Source organism: Serratia sp. K1WW1 (assembly GCF_055790865.1).
Map to the genome: position 1 here is coordinate 3,570,115 of NZ_CM147697.1, position 12,422 is coordinate 3,582,536.

A 12,422-nucleotide genomic window follows, 5' to 3' on the forward strand; every position below is an offset into this window, starting at 1 on the left:
CGTTTTCTTGGGGGTAATTGGCCCGCAAGGCGCGGGCCGGGTTAGATAAGGGCTAACTACTGATTATCGGACTACCATCACCGATATCTTGGCGTGGCGGACAATGGCGGCCGCATTCGAGCCGAGCAGATAGGTTTTGACACTAGGACGCCGGGAACCAATGACGATCAGATCGGCTGAGATTTCCTCGGCAAGTTGTAGCACCTCGTCACGTGGCGAACCGAAGCTGATGGTATAAGAAAGACGCTCCAACGGCAGATCGATCCCCGCCATAAGCTTCTTCAACCCCTCCACCGCCTTCACTTCAGCCTGATTTTCAAACTCTTTGATGCCAAACGAATAGGCGGTCACAAACGCCGAAGCATCCGGCAAGGCATGGAAGAAATGTACCTTGGCCCCAGACATCTTGGCCAGATACTCCACGTGTTCGAGCGCATGTTCAGTCAATACGTCTTCTGCAAGATCTACCGGTACTAAAATGGTCTTGTACATATTCAATCCCCTCTCTGTATTACCGTGATGAACACAGCTTACCGCTGGCCAATGGGAGCTTGTACCTATTTATGATGCTTTTGTGATCAACAGGTGTAGCTGGTGGCTTCTCGACCTTTTGGCCACCATGACTCAACCAATGATTTATACTTTTGTGATTTGAACCGCAAAACCAACCAAATGTACGCTGCACGCCCGGCGATCCTCTGCCAAGCCGCGCCAGCTGCAGCAATAAACTGATTAGAACTCAACTGCTCCCCGCGTAAAACCCGCTATTAACCCCCCTCAAGCACAGACAGGCATCAGGATTAGTTTAATCGTCTTTTAGCATTAGTTTTTCTCATGCGAATTTTATAAGCCCCTGTTTAATCAATGAGATAACCACTACCGGCACTGTTCATTTGCCACGGTAAAGAGTAATCTTCCGCCCCCTGGACGTCCGATTTGCCTCCCCTGAGTAAAGAATAATCGGCTTTTATCCCACCTCATTATGTTGTAAATATGTTGCACAAAGGTGGTGATATTGAGTTACCTTAACTTTTGTCGGAAAAACCGGCTAATACAGATAAAAAAGAGCCACTTCAGAGCTCGCCATTCCACTCATGACAGGTAAAAACAGGACAGCATACGATGGTAGATCATTCTAAAATAGCAGTGGACGCCACGCCCGGATCAGAAGATCACCTAAGGCGAAACCTCTCAAACCGACATATCCAGCTGATCGCTATCGGCGGTGCCATTGGTACAGGTTTGTTTATGGGTTCCGGTAAGACCATCAGCCTGGCCGGGCCTTCCATCATCTTCGTATACATGATCATCGGCTTTATGCTGTTCTTCGTGATGCGCGCGATGGGCGAACTGCTGCTCTCCAATCTGCAGTACAAATCTTTCAGCGACTTTGCCGCCGATCTGCTCGGCCCCTGGGCAGGGTTCTTCACCGGTTGGACTTACTGGTTCTGTTGGGTGGTGACCGGCATTGCCGACGTGGTGGCCATTACCGCCTACGCGCAGTTCTGGTTCCCCGATCTCTCCCAATGGATCGCCTCTTTACTGTGCGTGTTGCTGCTGCTCAGCCTGAACCTGGCAACGGTGAAGATGTTCGGTGAGATGGAGTTCTGGTTTGCGATGATCAAAATCGTCGCGATAGTAGGCCTGATCATCGCCGGTCTGGTCATGGTGGCAATGCACTTCGAATCCCCAACCGGCAGCGTAGCCTCCTTCTCCCACTTATGGAATGACGGCGGCATGTTCCCGAAAGGCATTAGCGGCTTCTTTGCCGGCTTCCAGATTGCGGTATTTGCCTTTGTGGGTATCGAGCTGGTGGGAACCACCGCGGCCGAAACCAAAGATCCGGAAAAAGTGCTGCCACGCGCCATCAACTCCATCCCGATCCGCATCATCATGTTCTACGTCTTCGCGCTGATCGTGATCATGTCGGTAACACCTTGGAACTCGGTGGTGGCCGATAAGAGCCCGTTCGTCGAGCTGTTCGTGCTGATTGGTCTGCCAGCCGCAGCCAGCGTGATCAACTTTGTGGTGTTGACCTCTGCCGCCTCTTCCGCCAACAGCGGCGTGTTCTCCACCAGCCGTATGCTGTTCGGCCTGGCACAGGAAGGCGATGCGCCTAAATCCTTTGCCAACCTGTCCAAACGTGCGGTACCGGCAAACGGCCTGACCTTCTCTTGTATCTGTCTGCTGGGCGGCGTAGTGCTGATCTATCTGATCCCGAACGTCATGACCGTTTTCACGCTGGTCACCACCGTGTCGGCCATTCTGTTCATGTTCGTCTGGACCATCATTCTGTGCTCGTATCTGGTCTACCGTAAGCAACGCCCGGCACTGCACCAGAAATCGATCTACAAGATGCCTGCCGGTAAGTTGATGTGCTGGGTATGCATGGCGTTCTTCGCATTCGTCCTGGTGCTGCTGACGCTGCGCGAGGACACACGCCAGGCGCTGGTCGTCACGCCGCTGTGGTTTATCATTCTGGGGATCGGTTATCAGTTTGTGCGCCGAAAGAAGGCCGCCTAACCTTAGTTATTGCAACGCCGCGTTCTCACGCGGCGTTTTTACAGGTGCAGTATGCAGCGCCCGCCCCTATGTCAACTCTACTGGCTTTGGTTTACGCCGAATACGCAACTCACTGACAATCACCCCCAGCACAATCAACCCTGCGCCAATCAGCGCCAACCCAGGCAAACGCTCACCGGCGATACGGCCGACTATCCCAGCCCATACCGGTTCACCGGCATAAATCACCGTGGCACGGGTAGGTGAAACGCTGCGTTGTGCCCAGTTCATCGTCAGTTGGATCACCGCACTGGCGATCCCCAGCCCTACCGCGCTGTAAAGCAGATAGTTGGAAAACGCCGGAACCGATTCCCCGGTAGGAGCCATCATCAAAAACGATAACAACGACGCAGTAGCCAACTGCACAATGGTCACCCGCCTCACATTGACCTTGCCCGCAAAAGCACCGATTAAAATCACCTCGATGGCGATCGCCAGCGCACTGACCAACGTCAGGAATTCACCGCCGCTGAATGCCAGGCTGGAACTGCTTGGCCCACTCAACAGCATCAGCCCGACGAAGGCCAGCAGAATGCCAATCCAGGACATGACCCCCGGCATACGGCCAAGGACCAACCACTGCAATAACGGCACAATCGGCACGTACATGGCGGTAATAAATGCCGACTGGCTGCTGGTGATGGTTTGCAGCCCCATGGTTTGCAAGCCGTAGCCGAACATGATCGAGGTGCCGATAAACACCCCGGCCTTGATTTCGTACCAGGTCATCCCCCGCAGCGAACGTAGAGAAAACAGCACCAGCGCCAGCGTCGCGGTGCCAAAACGTAGCCCGACAAAAAAGAATGGCCCGCTGACCAGCATCGCCTGATGCACGGCCAAAAAGGTGCCGCCCCAGAGCATGGTGATAAGGACCAGCACGGCTTCCTGGGGTTTGATTTTCAGAAATAGCGTGGGAGTAGAGTTTTTTTTGACCGTTGACACTGACTTGCCCTTCCTGCTGGGTGCAATAAAATACACAATTTCTGCCAGTATGGGGAAAAGGCTAGCAATGGGCAATATCGTGCCGGATTGGCAGCAGCAATCGCCGCCCGGTGCCGAGGATTAACAACCCATCCTCCTGGACCTTTTACTCTTCCTGGGCCGGGACTTCCGGCAGCGTTTCCAACGGCGGCTGTATCCCCTCAGAGATGTAATCTACGGCAGCCAGGGTGCGCTCGTTGCCCATAGCGTCTTCCACCACCACATGTTTGATAGCACCATCAGAAAGTATCACTCGCTTAATGCCACGTTCGGGTTCCATATCTCCTCCCTGTGTGAATGTCTGCCCCTCAAGTTTAGCCTGTGCAGCGCTTGTCGGGTTGCGGTCTAAGCGTTTATCTGAATACCCTTCGCATTTTTTATCATATCCCCCCGGTTATCAGAGCTCCAGGCGGCAATACACTTTGTATAGACAGCGAAAAACCATCACTGGCAGTTATACATAGAAGGCAAACCATCAATCATCCCTATCTTGTTTGCGGAACCCGAGCAGGGTTAAAATGCCGACCAGCCTACCGCTCACCCGTTGAACGTCCGGTCGATTCAAGCTGTGTCCGCCTGTCAGCCAACCAAAGCCAGGCGTTCTATTTTTTGCGTACTGCAAAGGGAAATAAGTCAGTGTCTAAAGATTTTGATGAGCTAATAAGAGACATGGATCTTATTATTGAAAATGTAGACAGTTTCAAGGCTATGGCCCCACGCATGCCGCCACCGGCGGTAGAAGCGCCGCCAACAGCCCACTCCTACGATTCATTCTGCGAAAACATTGCGCTGAAAGTGGTATTGAAGGTTCTGTTGTCATCGGTAGACAAGATCGTCAAGGTGCAAATCGCCAACCGGGTTGAGCAAGAGATCGCCCAGATCGAGCAACAGGTCGTCTTGGCTGGCGGTGGCCCGGTTGCGCCCGAAGACCTGGCACAAATGACCCACTACGTGCGCCGTACCGTTCACGATTTACTCAATTGAGTTCCGCCAGAAAAGCGGTTGTGCGTTGGGGATGGATTGTTTCAGCCAGGATAGCATGGCTTGGCGAGTATCGGCATTCAGGGAATGGTTGAATAATCATCGGGCATCCCCGAATCAAGCGTACTCCAGACGTTTCGGCTGCAAGCCGGGCGTTTGGGGTTTCGTCACCTTGACGGCTTTCGCCGGATCGCCTGCCACAAACTCCAGGGTGGGCGAGTAGTAAAAAGGCAACCATGCCTCGAAATTCTCTTCCCACTCCCATTTTACTGGGCATGGCCACAGAATATCTTCGTGCAGAATGTAATAGATCCACCTCCCATGAGGGCGGCGTGGCTTAAGTGTTTTCATAATGCCATCAATACTTTCTCACCTGTTGCAAGCTGGCCGCGAAATGGGCCGCTCGGCCATAATACCTCAGTGGAGCCACTTGAAGCGAGGAGCACCACGAAACGCGGTGCTTAACAGGTAATTATACGATAACGGCACGGATTTTGCGGCAAAGTAGCGGAGTTTAATCCGCTACTTTGCGCAATGCATTACTGCGAAGTGATGGTAAATCTTACTACATGTTCAGTGAGGAATAGTGCGGTTGGCAAGTTAGCTTGCTCTTGTCACTTTCCTCTGCCCTTAAGGGCGTATCCCTGGTGAAGCACAATATTTGCTATTCGGTATACTCTTGAGAAAGGTCAATTATTCCCTTCTCTTGCCAACAACATACCCATTTTTTGTCACCAGGAAAACAGGTGAAAAACACCCTTGTAATCACTGCCAATAAATGTTAACAAAAGCTAATCAATACAGACTCTTTAATGAACATTTGAATTATTAGCATGAAAAGGAAAGATTGGCCATGAAGATTAACGTAACGGACACTCCAAATCCGCAGGACGAAGAGTTCGTGATTGACAGCCTCTGGGCGCACAACCATCAGTATGACGCGGTAGATATTCATCCGTTATTTCTGACCGTCACCGACGATCGCGGGCAGATTGTGGCCGGGCTGGTTGCCAGAACCTGGTGGGGTGGGTTAGAAGTCCAGTACCTGTGGGTGGGGGACGAGTATCGCAAAAAAGGCTACGGCCGTGACCTGATGCTGCGGGCAGAGCAGGAAGCCGTCAAGCGCGGTTGCCATATGGCCTATGTCGATACCTTCAGTTTTCAGGCGCAGTCGTTTTACGAAAAACTGGGGTACCAGCCGTATGGCAACTTAGCGGGTTATGCGCACCGCCATACTCGCATCTATTTAGCGAAAAACATCTGATAGCGCTGAAGTATGAGGGGTTCAAATGGATTCATTTTGGCAGAGCAATGAATTATATTTAAAAGGTCTCATCACCATGATGGAACATTTAAATGAGCCTTGGGGCATTAAAGATTTATCTTCACGCCATATTTATATGAATAAGGCGGCCTATCTTTATACCAACACCCCTCTCAATTTCGATATTGCGGGCAAGCTTGATGCCGAGTTCCCCGCCGATTGGGCAGAGTTCGCCCCCGACTTGCAAGAACACGACAGGAAAACCGAAGGAACGCGGGATCGCGTAGCCGTTATCGAGACGCACTTCTGGTACGGCAGCGACAGCCTGGTCCCCTTTATCAGCGAAAAACTGCCTATTTATAATGACAAGGAAGAGCTGGTTGGCACCATGTGGAACGCCCGTCCGCTGGACAGTTTTTCACCGCTAAAATATATCAACCAGCAAAAGCCCAGCATATTAACCACCGAAGTCAGCATCCAGATTTTTACCCAGTCAGAGCTGGACATCATATTTTTGATGCTGCAACGCTACACCAACAAAGAGATTGCCAGGTTATATGACGTCAGCAATAAAACCATAGAAAATAGAATCTACAACATCTACCAAAAAGCCGATGTGCATACGCTCCAGCAGTTCGAGGAGTATTGCAAACAGGTAAACTTGGACAGCTACATTCCAGTACGCCTGATTGAAAAAGGCATCCAATTTATTTAAACGTTAACGAGAGATTATCGTGATTAAAATTGAAGACTACCCACTGAGCCGGGTACCGCAGGATAAGAGGGTCTCCTTCCTCAGCGTCGCCATCGTGCATATGGGTATGCTAACGGCCTTGGACCAGTTTATGCTGGGTGCCGTGCTGGGTAACTCAATGACCCTGACCGATGCCTTTATCGCCATCTCGATTGGCAGCCTGATCTTTGGGGTCGTGACGTTCGGGCTGGGCTTGGCCGGGATGAGAGAAGGTATCTCCGGCAGCCTGCTGGCTCGCTGGTGTGGCTTTGGCCGCATAGGCTCGGTGCTTATCGGCCTGGTAGTGGCCGTCAGCCTGTTGGGCTGGTTTGGCATTCAGAACGCCATCTTTGCCAAATCGCTTAACTTCGCCTTGGGCGATCGCCTGGGCTTCCCGCTGTCAGCCTCACTTTCCGGCCTGTTTTTGACGGTGCTGGTCGCTTTTGGTTTTAAAGCGCTGCGCATCACAGCTCGTATTGCGGTGCCGCTGTTTATCCTGCTGGTGTTCTTTATTTCCTATAACGTCCTCTCTGGGCAGAAACTGCATGAGGCCATTCTGCTGGCACCGATGGGGGACGCGTTAACCATCAGCGCGGGCATCACCATCGTGGTCGGCGGCGCCATTGTCGCCAGCCTGATGACCCCTGACCTGACCCGTTACTCCAAAAACAAACGCCACGTGTTTGGCATTACGCTGCTGACCATTATTGCCGGTGAATTCGTGGTTAACGGTCTGGCGATTTTTATTGCCAAAACCCTCGGCACCGCAGACGTGGTGACGATCATGGCCCAGAGTGCGGGCGGTATCGGTTTGCTGGTGGTGGTGTTCTCGACGCTGCGCGTTAACGATCTGAACCTCTATTCGTCGTCCTTGGGGGTGGTGAATGCGGTTGAAGGGATCACCGGTAAAAAGCTGAAATATACCGCGACCACGGTGATTATCGGTCTGTTGGGCACGCTGCTTTCGGTTCTGGGGATCCTGGATCGGTTTGTAGATTTCCTGACCGTGCTGGGCGTGGTATTCCCACCGATCCTCGGTGTCATGCTGGTGGACTATTTCCTGTTGCGCAGCCACCGCGATGCTCTGGACGCCAGCCGCCAGCTCGGCCAACTGCCGCAGCAAACGCCGCTCATCGGCTGGGCAGCGATTATCGCCAGCATCGTCGGTAGCGTGATCGGCCTGGTGACGGAATGGGGCGTGCCAACCATTAACTCACTGCTGGCAGCCAGCGTGATTTACTGGTTGTTCAAACGCCTGTTTGGCCGGGCAACCAGCCTGCAAACCGCATAATCCATAGTAGAAGAACAGGCGGGCGCAGCATGCTGTGCCCGTTCTGATAATCAGCCGGTCAGGCCGCGCTACCGGGAATAACGATATTACTGTCCGCCAACGATCCCATCTGATTAAACATCACGCAGGCCGCATCCACGATATGCATGGCAATGGCGGCACCGCTGCCCTCCCCCAGCCGCATATCCAGATGCAGATAAGGCGCTAATTGCAGGTGCTCGAGTGCGGCAGCCGCGCCCTTCTCTGCAGAGAAATGGGACGGCAACAGGTAATCCCGAGCCTGAGGTGCAATGCCGCAGACTGCCAGCGCAGAGGCATAAGAGAGAAAACCATCGAGGATCACCGGCAAGCCAGCGGCCGCAGCCCCCAGCATCACGCCAGCCATTCCCACCAGATCGTATCCACCCAGCTTCGCCAACACGTCCAGCGCGTCTTGGGCATCCGGCTGATTTACCTCAATCGCCCGACGCACCACGTCCACCTTATGGTGCAAACGAACGCTGGGGAAATTGGCCCCAATGCCGACCACTTCCTGCGGATCGCGGCCGGTAAAGACGCTGACTAACGCCGCGGCTGGCGTCGTATTGGCCATCCCCAACTCCCCGACGCCAAACAGCTTCACCCCAAGCGCCGCCTGTTCCAGCGTCAGTTGAGCCGTGGCCAACAGCAACGCCTCCGCCTGCTGGCGTGTCATTGCCGCCCCGCGCGCAATATTGCCGCTGCCGCGCCCAACTTTCATGTCGATCAGGCCCGGCAAGGGTTCGCTGTCGATGCCAACATCCACCAACTTCACCTCGGCACCGGCATTGGCCGCCAATACGCAGACGCCGGTATTGCCTTTCACCATATTCAGCGCCTGGATCACCGTGACTTCACGCGGTGACACCGCTACCCCTTCGGCATAAACGCCGTGATCGGCCATCATGACGATTATTTGCTTGCGGCTGGCGGCCATCCCGCTAAAACCGCGCATCCCGGCCAACTGGGTTGCCAACTGTTCCAGGCGGCCAAGGCTGCCCGGTGGCTTAAGCAGGCCATCAATCTTTGCCGCTGCCTGTTGCATGGCGGCCGCGTCCAACGGCTTAATCAGGTCGATTAACGATGACAATGTTTGCATACTTTATTCTCTGCTTGCAGGCTGCCAATGAGCCTGGCTGTTAAATACTTTTAGCGTGACAAACCCCTGGTTGAGTTCCAGCACGCTGTAGGCTCCCTGGGTAAACGGGAAATGCCACATCCCGGCGGCAGGCAGCTTTAGTAACCCTGCCAGCAACAGGCTCAGAGAGCCTTGGTGCGCCACCAGCAGACGATCGCCATCGCCCTGTTCGTCCAGCAGACGTTGGGCCTGCTGGCTAATCCTCTGTGAAAACAGCGGAAAGGACTCCCCCGCTGGCGGGCAGGCTCGCTGCCAATCCGCCACCCAGTCGGCCCAGGCTGCACTATCCTGCTGCTGCAAATCCTGGTGATGGCACATTTCCCAGTAACCAAAATGCATTTCGTTAAAGCCGCCGTCACGTTGGATCGCCAGTTCCCGCTGCCCAATCACAATCTCGGCGGTATGCCGGGCACGTAGTAACTCACTGCTGATCGCCTGGGTAAAAGGCACCTCGGCCAGCCATTGTGCGATCTGCCTGGCCTGCTGCTCACCTTGTTCGGTCAACGGCAAGTCGGTCATGCCGCAAAATACGCCCTGCCGATTCGCCGCCGTTTGCCCGTGTCGTACCAAAAATAGCCGCATAACGCCCACTCACAGCAGTGCCAGTAAGAAGATCAGCTCGGCAATTTCTATCGCCGCCCCCAGGGTGTCACCGGTTTGCCCGCCCAGACGGCGGCGCAGATAGGCCCGCAGCAACAGCACGGCGATCAGCGCACAGCCAAGCGCAAACAGCCCCTGCCCATGCCCTAACAAGGCGACCAAAGCGGCCCCTAGCACCAGAGTGAACAGCGTTTGCCCCCCGCTGATCTTGCCAATGTAAAGGTTCCCCAGCCCGTTACCTTCACGGGCATAAGGCTGGCGATACATAATCAATACCACCAGGCTCCGGCAGGCTACTCCCGCTGCCGCCAACGTGGCCAACATCGGTACCCCGCGCAGTGCCAGTTCGCTGATCACCAACACCTTGGCCACGACGATAAAGATCAGTGCCAACCCACCATTGGTGCCAAGGCGGCTATCACGCATGATCTCCAGCATTTTTTCGCGGGTGCGGGCTGAGAAAACGCCATCACAGGTATCGGCCAATCCGTCGAGGTGGAAGGCACCGGTAACCAGAGCCAACGCCAGCACGTAGCCCAATGCCGCCAGCGGCACCCCACACCAGGGCGCCAACAGGGTAAAGACGGCGCCACCGATTGCACCCACGATCAGGCCAATCAAAGGGAAACCGACGATGCCGCGCTGGTAATTATCCATCGCCAACCCCTGCGTCCAACTGGCAGGCAGCGGGATACGCGTCATCAATTGCAGGGTGGCCCAAAACAGTCGCAGACTCATTTTATCTTGACCTCAATACCAGAAATCACCAATAGCACCGACTCGGCGGCGGCGGCCAAACGCTGGTTGACCCGCCCGGCAATATCACGGAAGTGTCGTGCCAAACGGTTTTCCGGCACGATGCCCATCCCCAGTTCATTGGTGACCAGATAAATCGCCGCCGGGCTGCGGGCGCAGGCGGCCAGCAGATCATCGATCTGCCGTTGGATTGCCGTTTCAACCACGGCAAAGTCGATGCTTTCCACCGGCGTCTCCCCGGTCAGGTCAAACATCAGGTTGGCGATCAGCGTGGTAATACACTCCAGGATCACCGCATCTCCCGCCACCGCCTGTTGGTCGATCACACTGGCCAGTTGCTGGCTCCCCTCCCAAGTACGCCAATGAGCGGGCCGGGCTTGGCGATGTAGCTTGACCCGTTCAGCCATTTCCTCATCGGTGACCACCGAGGTGGCGATATACAACACCCGGTCACTGACACCGCTCGCTAACCTTTCGGCCAGCGAACTTTTGCCGCTGCGTGCTCCACCGGTGATCAGGATCATTGGGGCCCCATTTGCTGGTGCTCAGTCATCAAGCGATAAATTTTATCCATATCAATATGTTCCCGCATCTTATCGGCCAACAGATCAAACTGTTGTTGCTTGTAATCGGCATAATCGAAAGCCGGGCCGTCGTAAACCGGCAGCCCTTTACGCTGTCGTAACTGATTTAGCAGCGCCCGGCAGAAAGGCGCGCTGTCGAATAGGCCATGAATATAGCTGCCCAGCACGTTACCGGTGGGGTTCACTGCACCGTCGAAGGTGCTATCCGGCTGACCATTGCGTAGGGAAAGGCGGGAGAAAGGCGTAGCCTCTGAGCCAAGCTGGGTGGTGCCCATATGGATTTCATAACCAACCACATCCTGCTCGCCACAGCCAGACCAGAGGCCGGGCAACCCAGGCTCACATTGTGCTGTCACCTGCGTAGTGACTTTTTGCGGTGCGAAGCGGGTGGTGACATCCAGCAAGCCCAACCCCGCCATCTGTTCCACACCGGACTCCACGCCATCAATAATGTGCTTACCGAGCATCTGGTAGCCGCCGCAAATACCCACGATCTGCACTCCTGCCCGGTGCTGATCCTGTAACGCCGCCGCCAACCCGCTCCGTTGAAGCCACTGCAAATCCCCCAGGGTGTTTTTGCTACCCGGCAGGATAATCAGATCGGCACCGGCCAGCGCCGCCGGGTGCGAAACATAGCGCAGCCCTACGTCCGGCTGGGCCGCCAAGGCATTAAAATCGGTAAAGTTGGACATATAGGGCAGTTGTACCACCGCGATGTCCAGCTCATGGCTACTGCCTGTCGGGGCATATTTGCCATTTTGCAACGCCACACCATCCTCATCTTCCAGATCGATATTCAGCCAGGGCATCACGCCCAGCACCGGCACGCCGGTCAGCGCCTCAATCTGCTCCAGCCCCGAGTAGAGCAAGGCAATATCGCCTCGGAATTTATTGATGATTACCCCTTTCACCCGGGCTTTCTCTTCTGGCTCCAGCAGGGCCAGTGTGCCGTAAATAGCAGCAAACACCCCGCCGCGATCGATATCAGCCACCAACAGTACTGGCGCATCGGCGATCGCCGCCATGCCCATATTGACGATGTCGCGGTCGCGCAGGTTGATTTCCGCCGGGCTACCCGCCCCCTCCAGCACCATGATGTCGTAGCCGCTGGCCAGGCTGTGATACACCTCGCTAATTTGTTGCTGTAACTGCGGTTTGTACTCGTGATAGCTGACCGCGTCCATATTGCAGGCCACTTTGCCCATCAGCACCACCTGCGCCTGACAATCGCTGGTTGGTTTCAGCAGCACCGGGTTCATTCGCACATCGGGTGCGATACCGGCGGCCTCGGCCTGAAAGATCTGCGCCCGGCCCATCTCTTCGCCACGGGCGGTAATGCCAGAGTTGAGCGCCATATTCTGCGATTTGAACGGCGCACAGCGATAGCCATCCTGCATGAAGATCCGGCACAGCCCGGCCACCAGCACGCTTTTACCCACATCGGATGCGGTTCCCTGCACCATCACACACCGTTTCATGACCTATTCTCCACATCGCGCTGGCTGAGCCGCGCA

The 12,422-nt window shown here is 54.9% G+C and carries 14 protein-coding genes; 5 read left to right on the top strand and 9 right to left on the bottom strand.

Going from position 1 to position 12,422, the window contains the following annotated elements; genetic code table 11:
• Window positions 1–63: 63 nt before the first annotated feature.
• The gene (locus tag ACX9GU_RS16205) at window positions 64–492 is read right to left on the bottom strand and encodes a universal stress protein (protein WP_021178353.1); all 429 of its coding nucleotides are present in this window, start codon (window positions 490–492) and stop codon (window positions 64–66) included.
• A 630-nt stretch (window positions 493–1,122) separates the two neighbouring features.
• Between ACX9GU_RS16205 and cycA the strand changes: the two genes are divergently transcribed.
• Window positions 1,123–2,523, top strand: a complete 1,401-nt coding sequence (gene cycA / locus ACX9GU_RS16210; protein WP_024486730.1) for a D-serine/D-alanine/glycine transporter — start codon at window positions 1,123–1,125, stop codon at window positions 2,521–2,523.
• 66 nt (window positions 2,524–2,589) lie between these two features.
• Here cycA and ACX9GU_RS16215 read toward each other — a convergent pair whose 3' ends face one another.
• Both ACX9GU_RS16215 and ACX9GU_RS16220 read right to left on the bottom strand, forming a co-directional pair.
• Window positions 2,590–3,504 carry a DMT family transporter gene (locus tag ACX9GU_RS16215; protein ID WP_473192213.1) on the bottom strand — a complete coding sequence of 305 codons (915 nt, stop codon included), beginning with the start codon at window positions 3,502–3,504 and terminating at the stop codon, window positions 2,590–2,592.
• A 145-nt stretch (window positions 3,505–3,649) separates the two neighbouring features.
• On the bottom strand, window positions 3,650–3,823 hold the full coding sequence (locus tag ACX9GU_RS16220) for a hypothetical protein (RefSeq protein ID WP_021804758.1): 174 nt from the start codon (window positions 3,821–3,823) through the stop codon (window positions 3,650–3,652).
• Window positions 3,824–4,212: 389 nt separating this feature from the next.
• Here ACX9GU_RS16220 and ACX9GU_RS16225 point away from each other — a divergent pair, with 389 nt between their 5' ends.
• Window positions 4,213–4,527, top strand: a complete 315-nt coding sequence (locus tag ACX9GU_RS16225; RefSeq protein ID WP_081050627.1) for a hypothetical protein — start codon at window positions 4,213–4,215, stop codon at window positions 4,525–4,527.
• 114 nt (window positions 4,528–4,641) lie between these two features.
• On the opposite strand, the gene ACX9GU_RS16230 is transcribed toward ACX9GU_RS16225, so the two are convergent.
• Window positions 4,642–4,875, bottom strand: a complete 234-nt coding sequence (locus ACX9GU_RS16230) for a hypothetical protein (protein ID WP_024486733.1) — start codon at window positions 4,873–4,875, stop codon at window positions 4,642–4,644.
• 502 nt (window positions 4,876–5,377) lie between these two features.
• Between ACX9GU_RS16230 and ACX9GU_RS16235 the strand changes: the two genes are divergently transcribed.
• The 3 genes from ACX9GU_RS16235 to ACX9GU_RS16245 are packed head-to-tail and all read left to right on the top strand — an operon-like array spanning window position 5,378 to window position 7,812.
• Window positions 5,378–5,788, top strand: coding sequence for a GNAT family N-acetyltransferase (locus ACX9GU_RS16235; RefSeq protein WP_473192214.1), 411 nt, complete (start codon window positions 5,378–5,380; stop codon window positions 5,786–5,788).
• Window positions 5,789–5,813: 25 nt separating this feature from the next.
• Window positions 5,814–6,503, top strand: a complete 690-nt coding sequence (locus tag ACX9GU_RS16240) for a helix-turn-helix transcriptional regulator (protein WP_037374900.1) — start codon at window positions 5,814–5,816, stop codon at window positions 6,501–6,503.
• Window positions 6,504–6,522: 19 nt separating this feature from the next.
• On the top strand, window positions 6,523–7,812 hold the full coding sequence (locus ACX9GU_RS16245; RefSeq protein ID WP_024528491.1) for a cytosine permease: 1,290 nt from the start codon (window positions 6,523–6,525) through the stop codon (window positions 7,810–7,812).
• Window positions 7,813–7,870: 58 nt separating this feature from the next.
• On the opposite strand, the gene cobT is transcribed toward ACX9GU_RS16245, so the two are convergent.
• The 5 genes from cobT to ACX9GU_RS16270 are packed head-to-tail and all read right to left on the bottom strand — an operon-like array spanning window position 7,871 to window position 12,386.
• Window positions 7,871–8,929, bottom strand: coding sequence for a nicotinate-nucleotide--dimethylbenzimidazole phosphoribosyltransferase (cobT, locus tag ACX9GU_RS16250; RefSeq protein WP_473192215.1), 1,059 nt, complete (start codon window positions 8,927–8,929; stop codon window positions 7,871–7,873).
• Window positions 8,930–8,932: 3 nt separating this feature from the next.
• Complete coding sequence (locus ACX9GU_RS16255) at window positions 8,933–9,550, bottom strand: adenosylcobalamin/alpha-ribazole phosphatase (protein WP_473192216.1); 618 nt, start codon at window positions 9,548–9,550, stop codon at window positions 8,933–8,935.
• A 9-nt stretch (window positions 9,551–9,559) separates the two neighbouring features.
• Complete coding sequence (gene cobS, locus ACX9GU_RS16260) at window positions 9,560–10,306, bottom strand: adenosylcobinamide-GDP ribazoletransferase (RefSeq protein WP_473192217.1); 747 nt, start codon at window positions 10,304–10,306, stop codon at window positions 9,560–9,562.
• Window positions 10,303–10,848 carry a bifunctional adenosylcobinamide kinase/adenosylcobinamide-phosphate guanylyltransferase gene (cobU, locus tag ACX9GU_RS16265; RefSeq protein WP_223665459.1) on the bottom strand — a complete coding sequence of 182 codons (546 nt, stop codon included), beginning with the start codon at window positions 10,846–10,848 and terminating at the stop codon, window positions 10,303–10,305. Before cobU ends, cobS begins: the two co-directional genes overlap by 4 nt.
• Window positions 10,845–12,386: a cobyric acid synthase gene (locus tag ACX9GU_RS16270; RefSeq protein WP_473192218.1), complete on the bottom strand. Its 1,542-nt coding sequence runs from the start codon at window positions 12,384–12,386 to the stop codon at window positions 10,845–10,847. Before ACX9GU_RS16270 ends, cobU begins: the two co-directional genes overlap by 4 nt.
• Between the last annotated feature and the right edge of the window lie 36 nt (window positions 12,387–12,422).